We start from the raw sequence: 26,544 nt of genomic DNA, 5'->3' as shown, positions 1-26,544 counted from the left end.
CCGCTAAAAAGGAGTGTTGCCAAATTGGTCGGGTGCCGAGCCACAATTTTCTATCTTTGTGGTTTATACCGTTTTATCCAGGACGTATTTCCGTACGTCCTTCACCGGAGTTGTCTATGCCGCCATTGGTTTCCGTTATTACGGTTTGTTACAATAGCCAAAAACACATCGAACAAACCATTCAATCGGTTGTCCATCAAACCTATGCACCCATCGAATACATTTTGATCGACGGAAAATCGACCGACCGGACGGTAGCCATCATCGAGCAGTATGCCCGGCAGTTTCCGAACCGAATCAAGTATGTGTCCGAACCCGACAGCGGTATTTACAACGCCATGAACAAAGGCATCCGGCGGGCCACCGGCGAACTGATCGGCATCATCAACAGCGATGACTGGTACGAAACCGACGCCGTTGAACGAATCGTGCAGGCTTACCAACAGTTTGGCCCCGCCGTTTACCACGGCATTCAGCGCACGTTCCTCGATGAGCAGGAAGCCTTCCTGATCCAGACGCACGCCAGCCAGCTTCCCAAAGGCAACATCGAACACCCCACCTGCTTTGTGCCGGCTGCGTTTTACCAAACCTACGGGCTGTTCAGCGAGCAATACCGGTACGTGAGTGACTATGAACTGATGCTGCGTCTGGCCGGGAAGCACCTTCCGTTTATTCCCCTCAACGCCATTCTCAGTAATTTTCGGCAGGGCGGGGCATCGCACCGGCCCGAAGCGGTTTGGGAAAACCTGCACCTCTGGCACGAAAAAGGCCTGCTGAGCCGCCGTCAATACCTGACCTGGCTTTACAAAGACAAACTGAAAGTCTACACCAAACGGCTGACCCGCCGAACGCCATGAAGATCAGGACGTTATTCTATATCGCCCTGCTGATCGGCTTGTTCGGAACCGTCACCAACCTGATTTTCATCAGCCCGTTGCCGTCGATTCTGGCCCTGGCGGTTTTGCCCTATCTGTTTTTCAGGCATGCGGTTTTCGTGATTCCAAGGTTCATTTATTACCTGTACATCTACTTTTTGTTTTCGCTGGCGGGCATTTTGATCTACTATCCGCCGTCGCTGCTCGCGTTCGGTTTTTATCGGTACGATGGAAACTTCATTATTTCGTACCTGCCCCTGTTGCTCATCGCCTTCTTTTCGTATGATGTCGCCGTCGATTCCCTTTTCAAACGGTTTCTGATCTTTGCCACCCTGGTCAACGGCGTGGCGTTCGGGCTGAATCTGGTGCTGACCAATTTTGCCGCCATCACCGACTGGGGCAATCCGGAAACCTACTTCCACGGTTTTTTCAAAAGCACCAACGGCGCGGGCGGTTTCATCAGCATCGTGCTGTCGCTCAACATCGTGCTGTTTTTGCAGGAACGCAAGCGGAAATGGCTGCTGATGATCGTCGTCAACTTCGTCTTTCTGATCGCTACGACCTCCCGGGGGTCGCTGCTGGGCCTGGTAGCCGGTTTTGCCTTCTACTTTTTTGACCGCACCAACCGGGCCTACCTGATTCGGCTGGCCCTTTTCGCCATTGTCGCCGTCCAGTGCGCGGTTCTGACGTATACCTATCCGCTTTATACGAGGTATGTCCGCGACGCCGACCTCAGCGAAGCAGGGGCCAGTACCTACATTTCGCCCCTCTTTGGCGAAGTCAGCACCAAATCGGCCAACATCGCCATCCGCGCCGTCGAAACCTGGCCCCGTGCCGTTGACTGTTTTCTGCATTCGCCCCTGATCGGAACCGGTTTTGGGTCCGTCAACGATGTTCCGTTGCGGTACAAGGGCCTTCCGTATGTGGTCAGCCTCAACGATCAACCCAAAAAGACCTTCGACGATGCGCACGCCCATCATTCGTATCTGCACATTCTGGGGGAACAGGGCCTGGTCGGGCTGGCGGTCTTTTTGCTGTTCTGGCACGCGCTGTATCGGTATCTGAAAAAAGGTGCAGACAGCCTCGTGCAAAAATTTCTGCTGGTTTCGTATTTCAACCTGTCGGTCATGAGCTTTACCGAACACCGCATTACATCGCCCTCCAACGCGCTGCCGCTGGTGATTGCGCTGTGTTTATACATGCTGAAACGAAATTTCGATACTAAAAAGCGGAATTCCGTGGTTAGTACTAGTAGTGTGGAAAGCAAGATTTAATTTTACGACCGATCATTTACGCCTTCTATGAACCATAAATCAGTTGTTGTCAACGCCCGGTTTCTCACACAGCCCGTTACGGGAACGCAGCGGGTTGGCATTGAACTCGGAATGCGATTGAAGAATCTGCTGCCGGACATTACGTTTTTAACGCCTTATAACATACTCCAGGAAGACATTGCAAAGGATTTAGGCGCTACGGTGTACGGCCGCAGCAAAGGGTATCTGTGGGAGCAGATCGAAATGCCGCTCTACCTCAAAAGCCAGGGCAGTCCGCTCTTGCTGAACCTCTGCAATACCGCTCCCATCGTTTACGACAACAAGATTGTCACAGTTCTGGATTTATCCTTTCATCGTCACCCGGAATGGTTTTCGAAAAAATTCTCGCTACTCTATAATTTTACCGTTCCCCGCATTGTCAAGTCGGCGCACAAGGTTCTGACAATCAGCGAATACTCGTTGAATGATCTGAATCAATTTTATCAGGTTCCCCGTTCGTCACTGGACATTATTTACCCCAGCATTTCGGATATTTTCCTGCATCCGCCTGCGGTGAAAGGCGAAAATCCGTACGGAAAATACATTCTGGCGGTTTCGTCACTCGATCCGCGCAAAAATTTCAAAGGGCTGATTCGGGCGTTTCAGGAAGCTAAATTTTCGGATACGAAGCTGGTGATTGTCGGAGCGGCTCACAAAGTATTCGCCGACAACGGACTGAAGGAAATGATTCAGAACGACCCGTCCATTATTTTCACCGGTTACCTCAGCGATGCGCAGTTGGTGAATCTGTATCAGCACGCCTTGTTTTTTGCCTATCCGTCTTTTTTTGAAGGCTTTGGCATTCCGCCACTCGAAGCCATGTCGTGTGGCTGCCCCACGCTGGTGTCTGACACCACGAGCCTGCCCGAAGTCTGTGGCGACGCCAGTGTGTACGTCGATCCCTACGACCTTGGCAGCATCCGCGACGGGCTAACGAAGCTGTACCGTGATGAATCGCTCCGCAAAACGCTGGTGGAGAAAGGGCGCGGGCGGGTCGAACGGTTCAGTTGGCAACAATCCGCCGAGAAACTGGCTGGAATCATTATGGAATTGAATTCAGACAAAAGATAATAGACCAGAGATTAGGGAGTTTGACAAAATCTTACTTCTCTTGTCTCGCTTCTTTATTCTCAAAAATGCTTGATAAAAAAGTCGCCCTGGTGCACGAATGGCTGGTTACGTTTGCCGGTTCCGAAAGCGTGGTCGAACAAATCCTGCAACTTTATCCGCAAAGTGATCTGTTCGCCCTGGTCGACTTTCTGCCCGACTCGCAACGCCCCCTGATTTTGAATAAAACCGCTACGACGAGTTTTATTCAGAAACTGCCGTGGGCGAAAAAAAAATACCGCACCTACCTGCCCTTCATGCCACTGGCTGTCGAGCAGTTCGATCTGAGTGCCTACGACGTGGTGGTGTCGAGCAGCCATGCTGTGGCGAAGGGCGTGTTGACCGGCCCCAACCAGCTTCACATCTGCTATTGCCACTCGCCCATGCGGTATGCCTGGGATTTGTACCACCAATACCTGAGCGAAAGCGGTCTCAAAACCGGGGTGAGTGGGGCCCTGGCCAAATTAATTTTGCACTACATTCGGCTGTGGGATTATCAATCGGCCCAACGGGTTGATTATTTTGTCGCCAACTCCCGCTATATTGCCCGCCGAATCCGGAAAGTGTACGGTCGCGATGCCGATGTGATCTATCCGCCCGTCGATACCGGGAAATTTGCGCTCTGTGCGCAGAAAGAAAACTATTACCTGACGGCTTCGCGGATGGTTCCCTACAAAAAAATAAATTTGATTGTAGAAGCATTTTCGACCATGCCCGACAAACGCCTGGTGGTGGTGGGCGACGGCCCGGACTTTGAAAAAATTAAACGGCTGGCAACGCCCAACATTGAGTTGGTCGGCTACCAATCCGACGCCGTGCTGATTTCGTATATGCAGAAGGCCAAAGCGTTTCTGTTTGCTGCCGAAGAGGATTTCGGGATCACGCCCGTGGAAGCCCAGGCCTGCGGAACGCCGGTGCTGGCCTACGGAAAAGGCGGGGTGCTGGAGTCGGTGATGGATCAGAAAACCGGACTGTTTTTCGACCGGCAACAGGTCGATTCACTCACCGAATGCGTGCAGCGGTTTGAACGAAGCATCGATCAGTTCGACCCGGTTGTCATTCACGAACACGCGCAGCGGTTTAGTCGTGAAACTTTTCGTCAGGAGTTTGATCGCTACGTAACCCGAAAAACAACCGAATGGTTTTCGGCGGAGTAGGGCCTTTAACTATCTGATTATTAAATGGCACAATCGCAAGAATGATAAAAACAACGAGTCCTTAGGATAAATATTAGCGCATTTTTCAATAAATTTTTGCCAATAATCGTACAAATAAAGTGAACTTGGAGTTAATAAAGAGTTAGTGTTACACGCTCTGTTTATACTAAGTGTCTTTCATTTGTCACAAATTCAAGCGAGGGAGCGGTCTGGCAGTTTTATAATCTGCACGTGCAGCGGCTGTTCCAAACGAATTGCTTATGAAACACCGGTTTTCTTTTTTATTGCGGCCTTTTAGCGCAACGATGGATATCATCTCTCTGGATATCTGCTTTGCCCTTGCCTACCGGCTCAAATTTGGTTCTACAGCGTCTTTATTCGATGCTCCCTACGTTACCCTCTTCTGGTTCATTAACGCAGCCTGGTTTTTGATTTTATTGCTCAATAAGCCCTATAACTTTTCCCGGCTAACGTTTACGATCCAAAATCTGCTGGTGGGTCTTGCCAAACTGGTTGGGCTTCACATTGCCTTGGTGTCGGTTTTCTGGGTGTTCACGAAGGGCGGTTTTGATTATTCCCGCGAGCAGCTTGCCCTAACGTATGTCCTGTTTCTGTGTGCCGGTTCGCTCTGGCGCTCGGTGGTGCTCATTCTGCTGAAGGTCTACCGCGCAATGGGCTACAACACCCGGCGGTTTGTGGTGGTAGGCTACGGGCCGCTTTCCCGGAGCATTCAGACGTTCTACCAGATGTATCCGGAAATTGGGTTCAAATTTTACGGGTATTTTGATAAAATGAACGCCGAGAATGCCACCGCACTGCGGGGAGATTACAATTACCTGAAAGAATTCATCACCCGCAACGAAATTGACTGCGTTTATTGCTGTCTGCCCTACATTGAAACCGAGCAGTTGCGTGACATTATGAACTTTTCGGAGGAAGCCAGCTACCAGGTGAAGCTGATTGTCGACTTCAAAGGGTTCCTCACGAAAGGCGTGACGGTTGAATACCACGATGTTCAGCCAGTGATTAGCCTGTCGACTCACTACCTGGATGATTTGCAGGTGAACGTATTCAAACGGACTTTCGACATTGCTTTCTCGGCGAGTGTGCTGGCGGCTGGTGCGCCATTTTTCCTTATTATTGCACTCATAACCAAATTCAGTTCGAGAGGACCGGCTTTTTATTCGCAGGAGCGGATTGGGAAGTGGGGCAAACCGTTTCGGATTTACAAGTTTCGCAGCATGTATCCCGATGCCGAACGGGGTGGTCCGGCTCTGTCATCGGGCGACAACGACGACCGCATTACTCCCTGGGGCCAGTTCATGCGAAAAACGCGTCTTGACGAATTCCCCCAGTTTTACAACGTACTGAAAGGGGATATGTCGGTGGTTGGGCCTCGCCCGGAGCGGCAGTATTTCATTAATCAAATCGTCGAGAAATCGCCGGAATACAAGTATTTGCTGATGGTCAAACCCGGTATTACCTCCATCGGACAAATCAAATTCGGCTATGCCGAAAATGTTGAGCAGATGGTGCAGCGACTGTGGTACGACCTTGAATATCTGCAAAATGTTTCTCTCTCAACCGACGTGTGGCTCATTGTCCAAACCGTCCGCGTCATGGTGCAGGGAAGAGGAAAGTAAACGTATAGAGGTCACTTATTATATCTATGAACGTAAAAGCCGGGCTGGTCTTTCTCCTGTCCTGCTGCGGTATGTACCCGGTTTTGGGTCAACGGGCTTATTTCCCGAAGACGACGCGGTATGATCTGCAGGCAGGTGCTTATCTTTCTTCGGGCGACCGGACGCCCTTCTGGTTACGGGCCAACCAATTCGGTATCGTTCCCACGACCACGCCCGCGGCTACCTTTCGGCTCGGCATTTCATCCGATTACGGAAAACCGGTCATCGACAGCGGCAGCATTCGCCAGAAGAAATTCGACTGGGGCTACGGCGTCGACGTGGTTGCCAATGTAGCCGGTAACACAAAAATTCTGCTCCCGGAAGCCTACGTAAAAGCGCGTTACGGGCGGATCGAGTTCTACGCCGGTCGCCGTCGGAACGTCATTGGCCTGATGGATACGACGCTGACCTCCGGTTCGTTTGCCTGGTCGGGCAATGCGCTGCCCATTCCGGTGATTCAAATCGGGACCCAGGGGTTTGTTCCCGTTCCGCTGACCAGAAATTTCCTTTCCATTTATGCCTTCTACAACCACGGCTGGTTCGACAACAAGCGGATTGTCCGTAACACGTATCTGCATCAAAAGGCACTGTACGGACGCATGGGAAGACCGGGTTCCAAACTGAAACTATACGCCGGGATCAACCACCAGGTGCAGTGGGCGGGCTATTCGGACCAGATCTCACCGGATTTCACGAACAACGGATATCTGCCCCGCAGTTTGAAAAACTACTGGTTTGTGGTTACGTCCCACCGCAATCCGAACAAAATCGATACGACCCTGCCCAGCTTCGAAGAAAACCGGGTCGGCAATCACCTGGGGACGGTCGATCTGGCGCTGGAAGCAGACCTCGGCTCACTCAATCTCTTCATGTATCGCCAGAGCATCTACGACGACGGCTCCCTGTTTTATCTGACCAACATCCGCGACGGTTTGAACGGAATCCGGCTGAGGAACACCCGACCCGAAAAAGCGTTTGTTTCGATCCACGAAGCCTTGTTCGAGTTTCTGTATACCAAGCATCAGGGGGGTGCCACATTTCTCATCAGCAACCCCGCTAAACGGGGACGCGATAATTACTTCAATCATTCGCAGTATGTCGATGGCTGGGTTTACGGAAACCGCACCATTGGTTCGCCGTTTATGACGCCGGGCCGTGATGTTCGGGCGGGTCTGCCCAACGGAGCCATTGGCAATAACCGGGTGAGTCTACTGCATTTTGGTCTGTCCGGCACCATGGGCCGGGTCGAGTGGCTGGGCAAATTGTCGTACAGTAGCAACATCGGAACCTACAATGAACCCTATTACAACAGGCCCCGGCAGTGGTCAACGCTGTTCAGCCTGATGGCTCCGGTCAGCCTGGGCGGTTTGGGCGACTTCCAAATCAACGCGTCTTTTGCAAACGATTACGGCGGGCTGCTCTACGACTCGGCGGGCGGTTATCTCGGGATTCGGAAAATCATCTCCTCGCGGTAATCAGGTTGCGGAATAAATCAAAAAAAAGCGGGTTGCACTGCTTCCAGTACAACCCGTTCAACGTAATACAAATCCCGTTCTAATAATGCCGGTCGCCCGGTTCGCGTTTTCCCAGCATTACGGCCCCCACCATGGCGACCAGTAGCAGCACCGACGCCAGTTCGAACGGCAGCAGATAGTCGCGGTATAACACAAGGCCAAGGTTTTCCACCAGCCCCACTTTTGCACTGTAGGTCGATGGGTTGTAGGTAGCCATTGAAGCCGCCCGAAACACCGCCACCATGACGACCAGCAACACCCCGCCGACAATCACGGCAGCCAGCTTGGTGATGGTGGTTTTAGATTCTTCGTCCTCCGTTTTCATGTTCAGGAACATGATCACAAACAGAAACAAAACCATGATGGCACCGGCATAGACGATGATGTTGACGGCCGCCAGAAACTGCGCGTTCAGCAGGATGTAATGCCCTGACAGACAGAAGAACGTCAGAATCAGCGCCAGGACGCTGTGAATGGGGTTTCGGGCCGTCACCACGAACGATGCGCTCAGCAGGGTGATGGCGGTTAAGGCGTAAAATAAAATTTCAGTAGGCTTCATTTTTTAGCGTTTAAGGTCTAAGGTTTAAGGGTTAACGTTATCTTAAATGCCTTAAACGTTAAACCTTAAACTTTAAACGAAAATTAGGTTGCTGATCGCGAAAACGACGGTTCGGTGGGGGTTGCCTGCGCATCCGGGTTGGTCCGAATATACCGGTCGCTCATCTTCTCGACCAATTCCTCCTTGCCATAAACGACCTGATCGCGTTCGGTGAAAATCGGCACCAGTTTGTCGTGGCGCAGATAAACCGCCTGTTTCGGGCAGGCTTCTTCGCACAACCCGCAGAAGATGCAGCGCAGCATGTTGATTTCGTAAACCGCTGCGTACTTTTCTTCCCGATACAGGTTTTCTTCGCCTTTTTTACGCTCGGCAGCCACCATCGAGATGGCTTCGGCCGGACAGGCCACGGCGCACAGCCCACAGGCCGTACAACGCTCCCGCCCCTCTTCGTCGCGTTTCAGAATGTGGTGTCCGCGGAAAACCGGCCCCAAATACCGCTTCACCTCCGGATACGGAATGGTCACTTTCTTGGCAAAAAAGTGTTTTATCGTGATGGCCAGTCCCTGAGCAATCGCCGGAAGGTACATCTTCTCCGCCATCGTCATTTCCTTGTTGCTGACCTCTTTAGATCGATTGGTTAGTTGCATAACTATCAGTGCGTTATCAGGTTCGCTGCGGTTGAACGGCGGGTTTCGGGGCGCGGGCCGACGATACCATCGCCATGATCACCATCACGATGACAATGGCCCAACTGGCGTATTTAACATCATATAACAGGCCGAAACCGGTTACGACAACATTCAGAATGGAAAGCGGGATGAAGGTTTTCCAGCCCAGGTTCATCAACTGATCGTAGCGGAAACGCGGCAACGTCCAGCGCACCCACATGAAGAAGAAAATGAAGAAGAAAATCTTGCCGAACAGCACGATGGTTCCGACGAGCGTTGCCAGGTTGTGGCCGGTTGCCGCCCCCAGCGAACCGGTCAGGGTTTCGCGTACCCAGTCCATACCGGGATAATTGTAACCGCCAAAATACAGCGATGCAATGATGGCCGACGACACGAACATGTTGATGTATTCGGCGAACAGGTAGAAACCCAGTTTCATGGAACTGTACTCGGTGTGATAACCGCCCACCAGTTCCGTTTCACACTCCGGCAAATCGAAGGGTGTCCGGTTACACTCGGCAAACGCGCAGGTCAGGAAAATAATAAATCCCAGCGGCTGGTTGAAGAGGTTCCAGGCAAAACCGTGCTGTTGTTCCACAATGGCCCGAATCGACAGCGACCCCGTCATCATCAGAATGGCAATGATGGACAGGCCAAACCCGATTTCGTAGCTGATGTTCTGCGAAGCGGCCCGAATGGCACCCAATAACGAAAATTTATTGTTCGAGGCCCAGCCACCCACCATCAACCCGTAGACGCCCAGCGACACAACGCCGAACACGTACAGAATTCCGATGTTGATTTCGACGCCCTGAACCGGAATCAGCAAGTCTTCATAGCGGATGCTTTCGCCAAACGGAATAACCGCACTCGACATCAAAGCCGTCAGAATAGCCAGACAGGGACCCAGAATAAAAAGCCATTTGTTAGCCTGTGATGGAATAAAATCTTCCTTAAAAAACATCTTGCCGGCATCGGCCAGCGGTTGAAAAATACCGCCCGGTCCCGCCCGGTTGGGGCCAAAACGATCCTGAATAAAACCGGCTACCTTGCGTTCCGCCCAGGTCGAATACATGGCAATCAACAGGGTTACTCCGAAGAGAACCACGATGAGAATGCCTTTGATAATGAGTTCAGTCAGTTCCATATGTTTAAGACATGAGAAGTGAGACAAGAGACAAGAGAGCTAAAAGCCTATCCTCTCTTGTCTGGTGTCTTTTCTCTATTTCAAGGTTCGGGGTCGTTGGCGTGGGGCAAAACCGGGGCAAACCGCTCCGGCGTCAATTGTTGAATGCCCAGCTGCGAGGTATCCCGTTCGTCGTCGACGTGCGTGTACGTCGCTGCGGCCAGTTTCCGCTGGAAATCCGGCTTGATCAGATCGCCCCGGTATTTATTGGCCGAAATCACCGAACTGCGCGAGATTTTCGTCGGCCCTTCAATGACCCAGTCGCTGGTTTTCTTTTTCTCGAAACGGCAGGTGTTGCAGATGAATTCGGTGACTTCGTTCCACTCGTTCTTGCGGGCCGTTACCCGGATCACTTCATCGCCCCGGTACCAAACCGTGGTTTTGCCGGAGCAGGTCGGGCAATCGCGGTGGGCATCGACCGGTTTGGTAAACCAGACCCGGTTTTTGAACCGGTAGGTTTTATCCGTCAGCGCGCCCACCGGGCAGACGTCAATGACGTTTCCGGAAAAGTCGTTATCGATGGCTTTCTCAATATACGTACCGATTTCGGACGCATCGCCCCGGCCCAGCACGCCATGCACGCGTTTCTGCGTGATCTGATCGGCGGTATACACACAGCGGTAGCACAAAATGCAGCGCGTCATGTGCAACTGGATGTAAGGACCAATATCCTGCTTTTCAAACGTCCGGCGTTCTTCCTCGTAGCGGGTGGTTGCCATGCCGTGGTTGAAAGCGAAGTTCTGCAAATCGCACTCGCCGGCCTGGTCACAAACCGGGCAATCGAGCGGGTGGTTGATGAGCAGAAACTCAACGATGGCTTTCCGGGTGGTCAGCACCTGCTCGTTGGTCGAGTTTTCAACGATCATGCCGTCCTGCACGGGAGTGATGCACGACGCGACGAGTTTGGGCATCGGGCGCGGATCTTTCGCCGAACCGGCCGCTACCCGCACCAGACACGCCCGGCATTTGCCGCCACTGCCTTTGAGGGGCTGGTAGTAACACATGGCCGGGGGGGCCACATTGCCCCCGATTTTCCGGGCCGCCTGCAAAATCGTCGTTCCCGGTTCTACCTCGACTTCGATTCCGTCGATGGTAACTTTGACTAACTGCGGTTTTATATCTTCCATTTAGCTATAGCTCGTAAGTTACGATCAGATCCAAAGCTTTTCTTCTAATCTGTTCAGCATCACCTAATTATACCAATGCCATTTCACCTTTGAACACCGCACCCGGTTGCGTAGCCTCGGCAGGATGCGTGATGTGCCACTCAAACTCGTCGCGGAAATGGCGAATGGCGCTCGCGACCGGCCAGGCCGCTGCGTCGCCCAAGGGGCAAATGGTATTTCCTTCAATTTTTTTAGCCACATCGACCAGCAAATCGATGTCGTGCATGCTGCCGTGACCGTGTTCGATCCGGTGCAATACTTTTTCCATCCAGCCGGTTCCTTCACGGCACGGGCTACACTGTCCGCAGGACTCGTGGTGGTAGAACCGGGAGAAATTCCACGTGTTGCGAACGATACAGGCCGTTTCGTCAAACACGATAAAACCGCCCGATCCCAACATCGTACCCGTCTGAAAACCGCCGTCCGACAGCGATTCGTAGGTCATCAGACGCGGTTCGCCATTGGCCAGTTTGGTAATCAGGTTGGCGGGCAGAATCGGTACCGACGAACCACCGGCCACAAGTGCTTTCAAATGATGGCCGTCGCGAATGCCGCCACACCATTCGTCGGAATACAGAAACTCTTCGACCGGAACGCCCAGTTCGATTTCGTAAACCCCCGGTTTTTTGATGTGTCCGGAAGCCGAGATCAGTTTAGTGCCGGAGCTGCGGCCAATGCCGATGGCAGCATATGCATCTCCACCGTTGTTGACAATCCAGGCGGCCGTCGCAATGGATTCAACGTTGTTGACCACCGTCGGACACTGATACAAGCCTTTGACCGCTGGAAAGGGCGGTTTGTTCCGCGGATTGCCCCGTTTGCCTTCCAGCGACTCCAGCAGGGCGGTTTCTTCGCCACAAATATACGCTCCTCCGCCCGGATGAACGACCAGTTCCAGATCATAACCCGAACCCAAAATATTTTTACCCAGAAAACCGGCCGCTTTTGCTTCGGCGATGGCTTTTTCGAGAATACGAATCACGTACATCAACTCGCCCCGCACATAAATGAACGACTTGTTCGCGCCCAGGGCATAGCTGGAAACGATCATGCCTTCGATGAGCAGGTGAGGAATGTTCTTCATCAGGTAGTGGTCCTTGAACGTACCCGGCTCCGATTCATCGGCATTGCACACCAGGTAGCGGGGTACGCCTTCCGGCTTGGCCAGAAAGCTCCACTTCATTCCCATCGGGAAACCCGCACCACCCCGACCGCGAATACCAGCTTTCTTCACTTCTTCCACCACGCCTTCCGGACTCATGGTTTTGATGGCTTTCTCAACCGCCGTGTAGCCGCCCTGTTTCCGGTATACATCGTAGGTTTCGATACCGGGAACGTCAATATGTTCGAGCAGAATCTTTTTGCCCATAGCTTTATCTCAAAAACGGGTTAAAATCGAACCGTGAATCTCCAGACTTTTAGTTCCATTCTTTTCCGGCCGTCATCACATCTTCTTCGGCCAGATTGGTTGGGTTTGCATAAATCGTAATGCCGTTGTGAAGTTGAGCGATGGATTTTTCCCCTTCTTCAAAACGGTGTTTCGGATACGAACGGAGAGTCGAATAATGACAAACGAACGATTTCCGCGTCAATGCCGGATTATTAATTCGGCTCCCGCCATGTGCCAGCGCACCGTGCCAGAGCAGCACATCCCCTTTTTTCAGGAGCAATATGGTGCCTTTAATGCCATTTTTCGCACACGTCTTATTGAGGTAATTCGTAAATTCGTCGGGCGTGTAAAAGGAGTCCTGCTCACTAAACAGAATTCCGGTGCCAAAATCGAATTTCGGCAACCGGTGCGACCCCGGATAATACACCAGCGGACCCGAATCGGGACTGACGTCTTCGAGCGGAATCCAGGCGGCTGCCAGGTGGCTGGCAATCTTTGAGCGCACCCAGGGATAATCCTGGTGCGTACCCTGCTGACTGCCGTATTTAAAGATCAGGCTTTGAAAAACCGTCGTCTTTTCATTGAACACTGCATCCAGAAACGTAGCCAGGTGCGGATGCGTCATCACTTTTTTGGCCCCAATCGAACTGTTGTGGTATTCCAGCAAGCGCGATCCGATGCCTCTCAGTTTTTCTTTGGGAACCTCTTTAACGGGCGTTTCCTTGCCGTCGTTGAACTGGTACACCAACGATTTGACGGAATACTTTTCGTTGTTTTCAACCACTTCTTCCACTTCCTGCCACAGATTGTCGAGCCACTGGGGCGGTATGGCTTTTTCCAGAATGACGTAGCCGTTATCGCGCCAGTCGCGCAGTAGTTTGGCTAAATCGTAAGGGAAGTCTTTCGGCGTTTTAAACGTCTTGACAAAAGCGTCGATGTTAGCGTCCGAGCGATCAATCCAGGGCAGTGTATCTTCCTCAAAATCAAGCGGTGAATTTTTCATCCGGAACTTGACCATCCGGTACAACCGACGAAGCTTGTCTTTCAATTTGCTTTCCATGCGTAATCGTTCTTCGTTGAATTTGAGGTTGATGTGTGTACTGGTTTTTTACCGGCTCAATTCGGCAATGATTTCATCGACTTTATCCCGCGTCAGATTCATGTAGTATTTTTCCCGGATCTGAAAAACCGGTCCCATCCCACAGGCCGCCAGACATTCGACTTCTTTCAGGGTAAACTTTTGATCGGCGGTGGTTTCGCCCGCCTGAATACCGAGCTTCTGTTTCAGATAATCGTAGATTTCTTCCCCGCCCATCAGGCAGCAAGGCCCGGTCCGGCAGTATTCAATAACGTGTTTCCCCACCGGGTCCAGGTGGAACATGGTGTAGAACGTAGCGACTTCATACACTTCGATCGCCTGAATGTCCAGCATCCGGCCAATGTAATCCATCACTTCCGGACTCAGCCAGCCCCATTGTTCCTGCGCCAGGTGCAAAAGCGGCAGCAAGGCCGACTTCTGGCGTTCAGCCGGGTAACGAGCAATCATTTCCTGCGCTATTTTCAGCCGCTCAGGGGTAAATTCTACGGTAGTTGAAGTTTCCGTCATATCGGTTTACAGCAGGTATTCATCTTCAAAAACTTCCTGCCACGTTAATGGAGCAGGTTCAAATTTATCTTTACGCGACAGGTTCATTTCGGCCTTGGCTTCTTCGGTTGCATCCTCAAAACTTTCCTGCCAATTATTCTCAATAAACTGCACGTTCAACGACGGCATGTATTTTTGGAGCTTTTGAATTTCTCTCCGGGCATTGACAATCGTTCGTACCCAACTGGTTGACCGTTTTTGTGGTTGATAACGCCATTTCAGGATATGAACCATCAGCCGTACAAGCTGACTTTCCAAGGCCCGTTTGTCCGCATTCGACATATTTTCGTACAATTCATCCAACCCCTCCATGGCTTCTTCATACTCCTTATCTTCGATAAGTTTCCGAATGGTTTCAACCGTATCCAGGTGCGACGTTATGACTAAATCCTGCCAGTCGGGTTTCATACTCCCTCCTTTCCCTTTTAACCGGGTTTTACGAATCCAATTCGCCCGCAATCACGTTCAGGCTACTCATAATGACAATCGCATCCGACAGGGTCGTTCCCACACACATTTCCGGATAGGCCTGGTAATAAATGAACGAAGGCCGGCGGAAATGCAAACGGTAGGGTGCCCGGCCGCCGTCGCTGATCAGGTAAAAACCGAGTTCGCCATTGCCACCTTCAACCGAATGGTAGACTTCGCCCACCGGCGCATCGATTTCACCCATCACAATTTTAAAGTGATAGATAAGGGCTTCCATGTTGCGGTATACTTCCTTCTTCGGCGGCAGGTAATACTCCGGCGCATCGGCGAAATACGGCCCTTCGGGCAGGTTTTCAAGCGCCTGCTCCACAATCCGCAGACTCTGCCAGATTTCTTCGTTCCGCACCATAAACCGGTCGTAGGTGTCGCCACTCTTGCCAACCGGAATATCAAATTCAAAATCCTGGTAGGATGAATACGGATTCATGACCCGAACGTCGTAATCGACACCGGCAGCCCGCAGGTTGGGGCCGGTAAAACCGTAGTTCAACGCGCGTTCGGCCGTAATCCCACCCACGTCGATGATGCGGTCCATGAAAATCCGGTTGCGGTTGAACAGCTTCTCGAACTCGCGCATGATCGGCGGAAACCGCTTGATGAACGCCCGGATTTTACGAATGGCTTCCGGCGACAAATCGCGTTCCATGCCGCCAATCCGTCCCATGTTGGTGGTCAGACGCGCTCCGCAGACTTCTTCGTAGATTTCGTAGATATTTTCGCGTTCCTCGAACAGGTACAGAAAACCGGTAAAGGCGCCCGTATCCACGCCCAGAATCCCGTTACAGATCAGGTGATCGGCAATCCGGGCCAGTTCCATCATGATGACGCGAATGTATTCTGCCCGCTTCGGCACTGTAACGCCCAGCAACTTTTCGACCGTCATGTGCCAGCCAAAATTGTTGATCGGCGATGAACAGTAGTTCATCCGGTCGGTCAGCGTAGTAATCTGGTAGAAAGGCCGCCGTTCGGCAATTTTTTCGAACGCCCGGTGAATGTAGCCAATCGTCTGCTCGCCCGACACAATTTTTTCGCCATCCATTTGCAGGATGTTCTGGAAAATACCGTGCGTGGCCGGGTGCGTCGGACCGAGGTTGAGGGTGGTTAACTCGTTGACGTACTGAACCGATTCTTCGGGTTTAGCCGGCAAATCGTTGCCCGGTGCGTTTTTATTCGATATATCAAGTACAGTGCTCATGAAACTTTGAATTATCAATGGATGGTTGAAAATGGTTGGACGGTTAACATGGTTAAAATATAATTCCTAAGCCATTTAACCATTTTTAGCCATCAGACCATCCCTTCATTTTAAGCCATCCTTACCTGCCAAAAAGTGCATCAATCTTGTCTTCCCGCGTCGGATCTTCGAGCGGGTATTGCTTCCTCATCGGAAAGTAATCCATATCTTCCATGTTCAGAATCCGGGTCAGTTTCGGATGACCGTCGAAAATGACGCCGAAGAAATCGTAGGTTTCGCGTTCCATCCAGTTGGCACTCAGGTACACCGTGGTGGCCGTCGGAATGTGCAGATCGGCTTCGGCCAGAAAGACCTTGATGCGAATCCGAAAGTTGTTGACCAGACTGTGAAGTTGATAGACGATGCAAAACTCACGAGCCGGATTCGGATCGTCCGGGTAATGAATCCCACACAAAGTGGTCAGAAAACTGATCTGATAAATCGGATGAGTGTTCAGATACTGAAGCATGGGAATGATCTGCTCCCGCGTGGTCGACAACGTGAGCATGCCGTACGGATCATCAAAATCGTAAACGTCTTCTCCAAACTGGCGGATCAGGTCTTTAGCAACTTCTTCGTTAGTCATGAATATTGATCATCAAATTGCTGAATGGTTCTGATGGTTGAATGGTTAACTTGCTAAATGGTTAAAATGGTTACAAATTTTCAGATGGACATTAACCATAAAAACCATTTAGCCATTAAAACCGTATCCCATTCAATCATTGAATATTATACGATTCCAGCAGGTGCTGATATTCCGGTGAATTTCGCCGACGCAAGGATTCGTTGATCGATAACTGCTGCACTTGCATCAACCCGTCCAGGATTTGCTCCGGGCGCGGTGGACAGCCCGGCACGTACACATCGACCGGAATGATGCGGTCGATGCCCTGCAAAACGCTGTAGGTGTCAAAAATACCGCCACTCGACGCGCAGGCCCCGATGGCGATCACCCAACGGGGCTCAGCCATTTGCAGATATACCTGCTTCAGAACCGGGGCCATTTTCTTGGCAATCGTTCCGGCTACCAGCAGAACGTCGGCCTGACGGGGCGAAAAACTCGGGCGTTCGGCCCCGAACCGGGCAATGTCATACCGGGATGCCATGGTCGACATAAATTCGATGCCACAACAGGAGGTTGCAAACGGCAAAGGCCAGAGCGAATTCGCACGGGCCAGCCCAATTATTTTATCAAATGAAGTTGCCTGAAAACCGGGACCTTCGTAACTGGCGGGGGCTTCGGCTATCTTGATGTCACTTGCCATGCTGTGTTGGTTGTTTGTTGATAACAACAAATTAACATTTTATACTGCATTTCAGTTTACTCCCACTTCAATACGCCTTTTTTCAGGATGTAATAGAAGCCGGACAGCAGTAATCCCATAAAGAGAATCATTTCCAGGAATCCCGCCATACCCAGGCTCTTGAAATTGACAGCCCAGGGATACATAAAGATGACTTCCACATCAAAAAGTACAAAAAGAATGGCGATCAGGAAGTACTTAATGGAGATTGGGGTCCGGGCGTCACCTTCGGAGGGGATTCCGCACTCAAATGCAGCGTCTTTTTTCTGGCTGTTCCGCTTGGGTCCGATGTTGTGCGTGACGAACATCGTGGTAACAATAAATCCCAGCGCCAATCCCAATTGGATAAAAATCGGCAGGTAATCTGAAGGCAAATAGGTTGTGTCCATACGAGGTTGCAGAAAGCACCGCAAGTTAACGATATTTCAAACACGAAATTATCTTTCAAATTTACCACATAAGCGCGGATTTATCAACACAAAGCGGGTCTTCCACCGGAATGAAAGACCCGCTTTGTTTCGGCTCCGGTGGTTATTTGATCCAAACCCGCCGGGTGGCCTTATAGCCGTCGGCTTTCACCCGGATGATGTAATTCCCCGGCGAATACGTTGACAGATTGATGGCCAGTTGGTTGTCAAAAACCGGTACCAAAGTGGTGTAAATTACCTGACCGCTTAGGGTTGAGACCGTTACGTTCGCATTGGTGATGTTTTCTTTGATTTCCAGTCGGACAATCCCGTCGGTCGACGGGTTGGGAAAAGCGATGATCCCGGCACTGGCATTGTCGTTACCGATGTAGCTGACGTTGCTCGAATACAGGGAATAACACACCAGCGAACTGTTGCCGACGGTAAAGGTGGTTTTAGAGCGGGCCGAATATTCTCCGTTTTGCGTAACTTTTATAATGTCTGAATTCCCGCCAACCCGGTTTCCGCCGGTTCTCCAGTCATACTGCCGCTGGGCTACCGCAGCCCCCGCGGGCGGAAAAGCCTGCAACGAGAACGGTCCTCGCTGCGCAACGGTGGGCGGAGCTTGTTTCGGCTGAATAATCAGGCTGGCTGGTGCGGAAGCTGTTGAAGTGCAGCCGTAGAGGTTGACGGCCCGGGCCGTGTAGGAACCGGCCGTTCCAACGGTCAGTTGGCGGGTCGTGGCATTGGTGCTCCAGACGATGCTGTTGGCAACGGGGCTGTCGGTTGAAAACGTGAACGTCGAATCGGCACAAGCCTGCTGTGTTCCCGACTGGGTGATGGTCGGAGCGACCGGCACCAGCGGAGCGGCTATGGTCACCGAGGGAGAAATAAAGGTGGTCCCGCCATCGTCCTTCGCAATAGCATAATACGTTCCGGGTGCCGTTACCGCCAGCGTGCTTCCTTTCTGGCCGTTGCTCCAGGTCACATTGGTGAGTTTAAAGGCGGTATTGTCTTTGTCCCGCACTTCCGCCTGCAAACTCAGGTTGATGCCCTGATTGGTTGAAGCACAGGCCACGGTCAGTTCCGGGGTTGGCAACGGCAGCAAGGGAATGGCTCCGGTAAAAAACCGCTCATCCATGCTGGCAAACCAGGCTTCGGCATACTGACGAAGGCCGTCGCCACCGAAGTGCGTCCCACCGTCGTTGTTGACGGCATCAAAACGCGGGATCTGAATGCGATCGGTTTCGGGCCCGGCAAAAACGTTGTTGTTGAACGTACCAATCACCTGATTCTGCGCGGCAATGATTCCAGGGTCAACACGCCCCAGGTTGTAGGACGAACGGGCCAGCATCCAGGAGGGATACCGCCGGGTGTCGGCCCGGGTTTTATTGATCAGCAACTGCATCCAAAGCCGGTATTGTTCCTGCTGAAGACGCAGGTGATTATCCGTTTCGCCCTGCTGCCACAAAACCGCCCGAAGGCCCTGAAGCGAACTGAAATACCGCAGTGAAATCAATAAATTTCCGTAGGGCATTCCGGCGGGAAAGTTCTGGTCTATATAAACATTTTTCGACGTTCCTCCGTCGAAGCTTTCAATCCAGTTCTGGATGGCAGTACCGGCCCAGGCGGTATTGATAAACAAAACCGGGACGTTGTATTTTCGGGAAATCAGATCACCCAGCTGGCCCCAGCACCACGCACTCTGGCCCCGCGGACCCACGAGGGCATCGGCACCCAATTGCCGGAAGCTGGGAGAAGGCGGGTTTTCGAGGGAACTGGCAACCGAATTATCGTAGGTGATGCAGTTGACCCGGTCGTCGGTTGCTCCTTCGGCCCCCCGCTGCTGAAAGCCCTGAGCATTCGATTGTCCCGTGATGATGAAAACTTCACCAATCCCGATCCGAACGACATTGTCCTGACCCACCAGCGTGTTCCCCTGCCAGGCGCGGGCTTCGAGTCGATACCAGCCGCCCCGCCCTTTGAGCGGGCCCTGAAAAATACCGCCTTTCGGATCGGTCTGAAGGGTTTGCCATTCGGTGTCGATGCCCTGGCCGTCGTTCATTTTTACCAACCGGGCTTCTACTTTCGTAATCGGCTGGGCGTAGGTGCCAGCCACGTAAATTGTACTGTTATCGCTCTGATCGCGCTGAAAAACCGCGCGGCTCGAAGGATAGGTTATTTTCAGTTGGGCAACGGCAGGGTACCAAAAAAGCAAAAATCCCGCCATGCCGAGCACTCGGGTAAATACGGTGGATTTCATTCGTCAACAAGTAATCGTTCTCAATGCAGTCGCGCTTAATCGTCAGTTATCGGATTCTTGTGTAGTAAACCTGGCAAAACGAAACATAACGGCGTTATTTTTTCGCTGTCTGCTAACAAAGATTCGGTTTTTTTCCGGGAAAACAAAACCGCCCCGCGAAACGCATTTCACGGGGCGGTTTCTTAAATTAACTCCTTATAAACCAATCAACAAACGTTTCGACACGTTGAAAGTGGCCGAACGAACCGTTAAAACATAATGCCCCGAAGGAACAGTTGACAAATTCCAGGTTTTTCGCTCGTTAAAGCTGGCCACGCTTCCCTGCCATACTACCTGTCCGCTCAGGGTCGTTAGGGTCACCGTCGCGTTGGTAATATCCTCCAGCGTTTCAATGGTAATTTCTTTGTTGGGGCTGGGGTTCGGGTAAATGCTCAATCCATCATTGTCGATGATGAGCGTAAAGGCAATGGGCACGGAGAAATCGGACGCACACACCAGTCCATTATCGTAGGCCAGAAAAGCCCGGGCGCGGTAGGACCCGGTCTGATTGGCCTTGATGATGGCGGTTCGGGGTTCAACCACCGCATTATCCCGTTCCCACCGGTAATAATCGCCTTGCCGGGTTCCGGCGGCTTCGAGTGTGTATGTCCCGATTTGCTTCAGAATCGGTACTGTCGGTACGGGTTTCACATCGACAAGCAGACCCGCCGACGGCGGAGAGAAGCAACCATTGGCGTCGCGGACGCGGGCTGTGTAGGTATTGGATCGGGTGGCCACAATGCTCTGGGTCGAATCGCCGACGTTCCAGAAGGCTTTCAGTATTCCGCTGGCCGTCAGGGTTACGCGCTCGCCATCGCAGAACGTGGTGGAACCGCTGGCGGTCAGCGTCGGTGGTGCAGGCAGTGGGTTAACCCGGATCGAAACCGTGTTGGACGGATCCGAAAGACACCCGTAGATGTTGCGGGTTCTGACCAGGTAATTACCCGCCAGGTTGATGGTGACGCTCCGCGCGGTCTGGTTCGCCACACCTTCCCAGACATACCCCGCTTCGGCAGTCGATGTCAGCGTTACATTCTGATCCGCGCAAAACGTTGTCGGGCCACCAGCCGATACCGTGGGGCGGCTGGGAAGGGGGTCTACAATAATGGCAATCTGGTTCGACTCCCGGGAGGTGCAGCCGTTTTGGTCGGTAACGGTCAGGGAATAGTTGCCTCCTCTCCGAATTTCGATCTGTTTCGATTTCTCACCGGTACTCCAGTTATACACCAGCGCATCGGTCGATTCAAGGATGGTAGACAGGCGGTCGCAAAAACGGGCCTGCCCCAGATTTCGGGCCGTTGGCGCAGCGGGCAACGGATTCACTTTAACGGCTACCTCATCCGACGTAAATTCGCAGTTGCCAACATCCCGGTAAACCGCCCGGTAGTTGCCCGCCGTCGAAACCGTAATGTTCTTTCCCGTCGTATTGTTGCTCCAGGCCGTGTTGTCGTAGCTTGACGTTAGGGTCAGGTTGCCCCCTTCGCAGAACGTCGTTGGGCCGCTGGTCGTGATGGTGGGGCGGTTCGGAACCTGGTAGGGAGCCGAAAAAAACGTATTGCCCAGTCCGTCTTTCACAGTGGCCATGTATTGGCCGCTGCCAACGGTTATGCTTTGGGAGCTTCCGCCGGAACTCCAGTTAATCGAGCTAAATCCCCCTTCCACCCGCAGTGCCAGGGTATTAGCCGCTCCACACGCTACCGAAATGCTCACTCCGGCGGCTGGTGACTGGGGTTTGGAATTTTGGAAAAAATTATCGTTCATGCTGGCGTCCCAGGCTTCGGCAAATTGGATTAACCCGTTGTCGAAGAAGTGGACACCTTCATTGTCACGTCGCGCCCCGGCCCCGCGCGGAACCTGGATACCGTCAGTATTGGGACCCGCAAACACATTTCCGGCACTCTGAATCGTTTTATCCTGACCCGCCACAATGCTGCCGTCGCTGCCATTGGCGTCGGAATACGAAGCCCGGCAAACCAGCCACGAGATATCTTTGCCACTGTGCTCCCGGCTGCGCTGAATGACTTTCGTCAGATTTGCGGCATAATCATCCGACGAGCGATTGAACTGGTTATCAGCCTCGCCCTGGTGCCACAGGATCGCCCGGACGCCCAGCGTTTGAACGTAGTAATTCAAGGCTGTTCGAAGGTTCCCGTAGGGTTGTCCTACGGGGTATTTTTCGGTATTGGTATACTCTTCCGTGGTCTGAAGACCGTCTGCGCTCTCACGCCAGTTTTTGGAAGACGATCCTCCCCAACCGGCATTGAAGAATAAAACCGGTACCCCTAAACGCGCAACCAGGCGGTCGCCCAGGCGACCCCAGCACCAGGCGGAATACCCGCGCGGAAAAATTCGGTTTCCCGCATCCAGGTGCGAAAATTCAGGGAAATTTGGGTCAAACGGAACCTGATCATTACTGCTGCCAAAATTGACACAGCTAACCCGGTCATTGCTAGCTCCCGGACCTCCGTAATTATCAATGCCCTGCGCGTTGGACTGTCCGGCAACGACAAACACTTCGCCGACGCCGATGCGTTCAACACCACCACCTTCAACATACTGCTCTCCTTGCAACCCACGGACTTTCAGGCGGTACCAACCACCTTTTACCGTTACTGAACCGGAGAAAGCTCCCCCTTTCGGGTTTTCCTGGATGGTGGTCCAGTCTACCAGCGTGCCACCATCCATCGGTTCAACCCGAACCTGAATGCGGGTAAAGGGTAGGGAATAAAAACCGCCAATCCAGAGACTTGCTTCGTTACCGCCATTTCGCTGAAAAACCATTCTGGATTTCGGAAACGTAATCTGAATCTGCGCCAGAGCCAACGCAGGAAGCATAAGGAAAAGGAAGTTCAATAACGTTGTAAAAATCCGGATTTTATTCATAGCTGAGCGTCCGATTGTGTCAATCGCGATGGTCGCTTGTCGGGTTGGTTACACTTAGTTTTCAGTTTGCGTCAACGCATTCCAGATCAGATCCGTCAGTTCCGTCAATCCCTGTTGACGGACGGACGAAATAAATACCGCCGGGATATCAGCCGGTAAACGATCCAAAATCGCGTTCTGATCTGCGTCCTCGATTAAATCTAGTTTTGAGATTGCCAACAAGCGCTGTTTATCAAGCAATTCGGGATTATACTGCCGTAATTCGTTCAATAAGGTTTCGTATTCAGCCCCGCAGTCTTCACTGGTGGCTGGTACTAGAAACAGCAGAATGGAGTTCCGTTCAATGTGCCGCAGAAAACGCAATCCCAGCCCTTTTCCCTGTGATGCGCCTTCAATAATTCCCGGCACATCGGCCATGACAAACGATTTATAATCCCGGTAAGCAACGACCCCTAATTGGGGGACAAGGGTTGTAAAGGGGTAATCTGCAATTTCGGGTTTAGCCGCCGACAGGACGGACAGCAACGTTGATTTACCCGCATTTGGAAACCCAACCAACCCAACATCAGCGAGCAGCTTCAATTCTAAAATAACCCATTCTTCAAGCCCCGGCTCGCCTGGCTGCGCATAATCGGGAGCCTGCTTGGTCGCGGATTTAAAGTGGGTGTTGCCCATGCCTCCCCGGCCACCGTTCAATAGAATGATTTCCTGACCATCTTCTGTAATTTCGGCCATTTGATCACCGGTTTCGGCGTGACGGGCTATTGTTCCCAAAGGAACCTCAATGATAACGTCTTCGCCTTCGGCTCCGGTTCGCCGACCCCCTTCGCCCCCTTTTCCGGGTTTCGCCTTGATGTGTTTCTGGTATTTCAGGTGCAGTAAGGTCCAGAGCTGCGAGCTGCCTTTCAGGATTATGTGACCACCCCGACCGCCATCGCCCCCATCAGGTCCACCTTTATCGACGTGTTTTTCCCGCCGAAAGTGCATGGAACCCGCGCCACCTGCACCGGATCGAATGTTTATTTTTACGTAATCTATAAAATTTGATGAAGCCATGCTACTGTTTTAGGCCTATCGCTTGTATTTTACTGGCGAACATTCGCAGTGACCGTTTCAATTTCGGCACAGATGGCCTGAAATATCTCTTCAATATTTCCGATTCCACCAATGGCTTTGAACTTCCCTTGCGACTCGTAGTAATTGGCGACAGGTGCCGTTTTATCATTGTACTCTTTAATCCTGCGATGGATCAATGCTTCGTTCTGATCGTCAGGACGTCCCGACGACTGCCCCCGGATTAGTAGCCGTTTGGTCAGTTCGTCTTCATCCACCACCAGGGCTACCATGACCTTGATCTGGGTGTTGTGAAGGGCCAACAGTTCATCGAGCGCTTCGGCCTGAGGAACCGTTCGTGGAAATCCATCAAAAATGAAGCCAGCCGCCGATTCATTTTCCTTTAGTTTATTCTCGATCATACCGATCACGACCTCATCGGGCACCAGAATTCCCTGGTCCATGAGCATCTTGGCTCGTAAGCCCAGTTCCGTGCCCCCCCGTATTTCGGAGCGCAGCAGGTCGCCGGTCGACAAATGCACCAACTGATATTGGGCAATTAATTTTTCACTTTGTGTGCCTTTTCCGGCACCAGGAGGGCCAAATAGTACAAGGTTAAGCATAGAGTGATAGCAAGATACACGCAGGTTTACGCACAAAATTACAATTGTTGGCAGGAAAACAGCATTTTCCGACCGAAGTATTTATCAATAGGTGTTTACGCACAAAAAGAGGAACCGTTTCAGGGGTTCCTCTTTTTGCAAAGTAACGATTACCAGGGGTTATTTTGTAGCCTTCGCCGGCTTTTTAGCGGCTGGCTTGGCGGCTGGTTTTGCAGCGGGTTGGGGTGCCGGTGGATTCAGTGCATTTTGCACATCCTTATCATTCGGATCGAGTTCGGCAGCTTTTGTCAAGTATTCTTTCGATTTAACGGCATCGTTTTTGTTAGCGTAGTACGACGACAGAAATTTATAGGCTGTCATCATGTACCGTTTGTTCGCTTCTTTCTTGGCCGCATCGGCTGCGATCTCCTTATCCGAAACCTCCAGGTATTTTTCATACAGCGGTACTGGCTCACCGGTCACCATTGCGCCTTTGGTGTCGCTGAAGTAATTAGCCGAAGCCCGGAAATAATAACCGGGTGACCAGTCAGGCGTAATTTTGTTGACCTTCAGGAAGGCAGAGTCAGCAGCAGCATAGAATTTTTCTTTCGCCTGACGAATGGCAGCTGTATCGCCACCCATCATCATGGTGCTGTCTCTTCCTACCCGGCTTCCGAGCAGATAGTTGGCCATCCCCAACTGGAAATAATCGTTGGTAGTCGCTTTTCCGGTATCTACCGCAATGGCTTTCTTGTAAGCCGTAATAGCACGGTCATACCGTTTGGCACCATACAGGTTTTTACCAATCTCCCGGTACAGGTTCTCTGTTGAATCCTGCGGAGCCGCTTTTTCAAGGTTCACGATGGAGAGCGAATCACCTTCCGGTGTTCCCAATTGTCCATAAGCCCGACCCAGGTATTTGTAGTCATCATAGATTACTTTCTCCGGGGCGGTTTTAATGAAGGTATTCAACGCTTCGATCGCTTCATTGTACTTACCGGATCCTGAATAGGCCCAACCGTAAATCCGTTGAATAACCGGGTTATTCACTTTTCCCTTCAACTGGTCCAGTTTCTGAATAGCTTTCATGTTGTCGCCGGCCAGGAAGTCAAATTGTGCCGAACGCAGCAATTTATCCACATCGGTAGTCTGGCTTTTCTGGATGTACAGATCCATGTTTTTGGACGCATTTTTGTAGGCTCTGGACCCAAAAAATGCTTCTGCCAGATCTTCGTACGTAGGAGCAAATTCAGGATCAGCTTCGATTGCCTGGGCGTAGAATTTTTGCGCTTCCGCATAGTTTTTTCCGCGCAGGAAAGTATTCCCTATTTTGTATTTGGCTTCCGCATCATTTGGACGGATCGACAACGCATTCTCGTACTTTGTAACAGCGTTACCGCCGTCATTCTTGAGGGAATAGGCATCACCTAACGCCATTTCGATGTCGGCGTTTTCATTTTTCTTGTCCCGCTCGTCAGCGATCGTCAGAATCCGGAGAGCTTCGGCGGGATCATTCATCCCGGCATCTTTGAACATCGTATAGGCCTCACCAGCGCGCAACAACACTCCGATGTCCTTGCTTTTGGTTTCTTTTATGGCGTTATCGATTAGGGTTTTCGCAGTAGCACGATCCTTTTTAGCCAAGGCTACAGCACCCAATCCCACGTTGTTGAGTTGGTTTTTAGGATCGGCAGCCGCGCCTTTTTCAAAGGCTTGCTTGGCAGCGTCCGGATTACCGGATTTCAACTGAGCATATCCCAGATAGAAAAAGTTTTCGGCAGAAGGAGCACTGGTTGCCAAACCTTGGAACGTTTGGAGAGCCTTGGTATACCGGCCTGCTTCCAGATCCTTCACTCCCGATTGTGCGTCTTGGGCAACCGCTTGCAATGAGCCAAACAAACCGGCGGCTACCACTGTCAACAGAGCTTTCTTTTGGAAATTCATGCCAATTTCAGGTTGAGAAATGGGTGAAAAAATGGTTTACTATATTTAAAAACAAAATGCA

The 26,544-nt window shown here is 51.7% G+C and carries 23 protein-coding genes; 6 read left to right on the top strand and 17 right to left on the bottom strand.

Annotated features, from left to right (window positions below; genetic code table 11):
* The first annotated feature begins 116 nt into the window (after window positions 1–116).
* The 6 genes from F0P93_RS18765 to F0P93_RS18740 all read left to right on the top strand — a co-directional run bounded on the left by F0P93_RS18765 (window position 117) and on the right by F0P93_RS18740 (window position 7,609).
* Entirely contained in the window at window positions 117–857 is a 741-nt protein-coding gene (locus F0P93_RS18765; protein WP_150878610.1) for a glycosyltransferase family 2 protein, read from the top strand.
* Window positions 854–2,149 carry an O-antigen ligase family protein gene (locus F0P93_RS18760; protein WP_150878608.1) on the top strand — a complete coding sequence of 432 codons (1,296 nt, stop codon included), beginning with the start codon at window positions 854–856 and terminating at the stop codon, window positions 2,147–2,149. Before F0P93_RS18765 ends, F0P93_RS18760 begins: the two co-directional genes overlap by 4 nt.
* A gap of 27 nt (window positions 2,150–2,176) precedes the next feature.
* Window positions 2,177–3,259 carry a glycosyltransferase family 4 protein gene (locus tag F0P93_RS18755; RefSeq protein WP_150878606.1) on the top strand — a complete coding sequence of 361 codons (1,083 nt, stop codon included), beginning with the start codon at window positions 2,177–2,179 and terminating at the stop codon, window positions 3,257–3,259.
* A 65-nt stretch (window positions 3,260–3,324) separates the two neighbouring features.
* On the top strand, window positions 3,325–4,452 hold the full coding sequence (locus tag F0P93_RS18750) for a glycosyltransferase family 4 protein (protein WP_150878603.1): 1,128 nt from the start codon (window positions 3,325–3,327) through the stop codon (window positions 4,450–4,452).
* 305 nt (window positions 4,453–4,757) lie between these two features.
* Window positions 4,758–6,095 (top strand): exopolysaccharide biosynthesis polyprenyl glycosylphosphotransferase, encoded by a 1,338-nt coding sequence (locus F0P93_RS18745; RefSeq protein WP_225309547.1) that lies wholly within the window; start codon window positions 4,758–4,760, stop codon window positions 6,093–6,095.
* A gap of 26 nt (window positions 6,096–6,121) precedes the next feature.
* On the top strand, window positions 6,122–7,609 hold the full coding sequence (locus tag F0P93_RS18740) for a capsule assembly Wzi family protein (protein ID WP_150878599.1): 1,488 nt from the start codon (window positions 6,122–6,124) through the stop codon (window positions 7,607–7,609).
* Window positions 7,610–7,688: 79 nt separating this feature from the next.
* Here the strand turns inward: F0P93_RS18740 and F0P93_RS18735 are convergent, their stop codons facing one another.
* The 17 genes from F0P93_RS18735 to F0P93_RS18655 all read right to left on the bottom strand — a co-directional run bounded on the left by F0P93_RS18735 (window position 7,689) and on the right by F0P93_RS18655 (window position 26,483).
* Window positions 7,689–8,207 carry an NADH-quinone oxidoreductase subunit J family protein gene (locus F0P93_RS18735; RefSeq protein WP_150878597.1) on the bottom strand — a complete coding sequence of 173 codons (519 nt, stop codon included), beginning with the start codon at window positions 8,205–8,207 and terminating at the stop codon, window positions 7,689–7,691.
* An 83-nt stretch (window positions 8,208–8,290) separates the two neighbouring features.
* Window positions 8,291–8,854: a NuoI/complex I 23 kDa subunit family protein gene (locus F0P93_RS18730; protein WP_150878595.1), complete on the bottom strand. Its 564-nt coding sequence runs from the start codon at window positions 8,852–8,854 to the stop codon at window positions 8,291–8,293.
* A gap of 16 nt (window positions 8,855–8,870) precedes the next feature.
* Window positions 8,871–10,022, bottom strand: a complete 1,152-nt coding sequence (nuoH, locus tag F0P93_RS18725) for an NADH-quinone oxidoreductase subunit NuoH (protein ID WP_114404302.1) — start codon at window positions 10,020–10,022, stop codon at window positions 8,871–8,873.
* 80 nt (window positions 10,023–10,102) lie between these two features.
* Window positions 10,103–11,188, bottom strand: a complete 1,086-nt coding sequence (locus F0P93_RS18720; RefSeq protein WP_150878593.1) for an NADH-quinone oxidoreductase subunit G — start codon at window positions 11,186–11,188, stop codon at window positions 10,103–10,105.
* 67 nt (window positions 11,189–11,255) lie between these two features.
* Entirely contained in the window at window positions 11,256–12,596 is a 1,341-nt protein-coding gene (gene nuoF, locus F0P93_RS18715; protein ID WP_150878591.1) for an NADH-quinone oxidoreductase subunit NuoF, read from the bottom strand.
* Window positions 12,597–12,645: 49 nt separating this feature from the next.
* Entirely contained in the window at window positions 12,646–13,677 is a 1,032-nt protein-coding gene (locus tag F0P93_RS18710) for a phytanoyl-CoA dioxygenase family protein (RefSeq protein WP_150878589.1), read from the bottom strand.
* 48 nt (window positions 13,678–13,725) lie between these two features.
* Window positions 13,726–14,223 (bottom strand): NADH-quinone oxidoreductase subunit NuoE family protein, encoded by a 498-nt coding sequence (locus F0P93_RS18705; protein ID WP_150878587.1) that lies wholly within the window; start codon window positions 14,221–14,223, stop codon window positions 13,726–13,728.
* Between the two features lie 6 nt (window positions 14,224–14,229).
* Window positions 14,230–14,670: a DUF29 domain-containing protein gene (locus F0P93_RS18700; RefSeq protein WP_150878585.1), complete on the bottom strand. Its 441-nt coding sequence runs from the start codon at window positions 14,668–14,670 to the stop codon at window positions 14,230–14,232.
* A gap of 28 nt (window positions 14,671–14,698) precedes the next feature.
* Entirely contained in the window at window positions 14,699–15,946 is a 1,248-nt protein-coding gene (gene nuoD / locus F0P93_RS18695; RefSeq protein WP_225309546.1) for an NADH dehydrogenase (quinone) subunit D, read from the bottom strand.
* A gap of 121 nt (window positions 15,947–16,067) precedes the next feature.
* Window positions 16,068–16,571, bottom strand: coding sequence for an NADH-quinone oxidoreductase subunit C (locus tag F0P93_RS18690; protein WP_150878583.1), 504 nt, complete (start codon window positions 16,569–16,571; stop codon window positions 16,068–16,070).
* Between the two features lie 136 nt (window positions 16,572–16,707).
* Window positions 16,708–17,253: an NADH-quinone oxidoreductase subunit B gene (locus F0P93_RS18685; protein ID WP_114404311.1), complete on the bottom strand. Its 546-nt coding sequence runs from the start codon at window positions 17,251–17,253 to the stop codon at window positions 16,708–16,710.
* Between the two features lie 56 nt (window positions 17,254–17,309).
* Window positions 17,310–17,681, bottom strand: coding sequence for an NADH-quinone oxidoreductase subunit A (locus tag F0P93_RS18680; protein WP_114404312.1), 372 nt, complete (start codon window positions 17,679–17,681; stop codon window positions 17,310–17,312).
* 142 nt (window positions 17,682–17,823) lie between these two features.
* Window positions 17,824–19,962 (bottom strand): T9SS type A sorting domain-containing protein, encoded by a 2,139-nt coding sequence (locus F0P93_RS18675; RefSeq protein WP_150878581.1) that lies wholly within the window; start codon window positions 19,960–19,962, stop codon window positions 17,824–17,826.
* A 195-nt stretch (window positions 19,963–20,157) separates the two neighbouring features.
* Complete coding sequence (locus F0P93_RS18670; protein WP_191908850.1) at window positions 20,158–22,836, bottom strand: T9SS type A sorting domain-containing protein; 2,679 nt, start codon at window positions 22,834–22,836, stop codon at window positions 20,158–20,160.
* Between the two features lie 102 nt (window positions 22,837–22,938).
* Window positions 22,939–23,940, bottom strand: a complete 1,002-nt coding sequence (gene obgE, locus F0P93_RS18665) for a GTPase ObgE (protein WP_150878577.1) — start codon at window positions 23,938–23,940, stop codon at window positions 22,939–22,941.
* A 29-nt stretch (window positions 23,941–23,969) separates the two neighbouring features.
* Entirely contained in the window at window positions 23,970–24,560 is a 591-nt protein-coding gene (locus F0P93_RS18660; RefSeq protein WP_150878575.1) for an adenylate kinase, read from the bottom strand.
* A gap of 159 nt (window positions 24,561–24,719) precedes the next feature.
* Complete coding sequence (locus F0P93_RS18655) at window positions 24,720–26,483, bottom strand: tetratricopeptide repeat protein (protein WP_150878573.1); 1,764 nt, start codon at window positions 26,481–26,483, stop codon at window positions 24,720–24,722.
* Window positions 26,484–26,544 lie beyond the last annotated feature (61 nt).

It is taken from the genome of Larkinella humicola (assembly GCF_008727875.1).
GTDB classification, from domain to species: Bacteria; Bacteroidota; Bacteroidia; order Cytophagales; family Spirosomataceae; genus Larkinella; species Larkinella humicola.
Note: the sequence above shows the minus strand (reverse complement) of the source record. Positions and strands in the feature narration are given on the sequence as shown.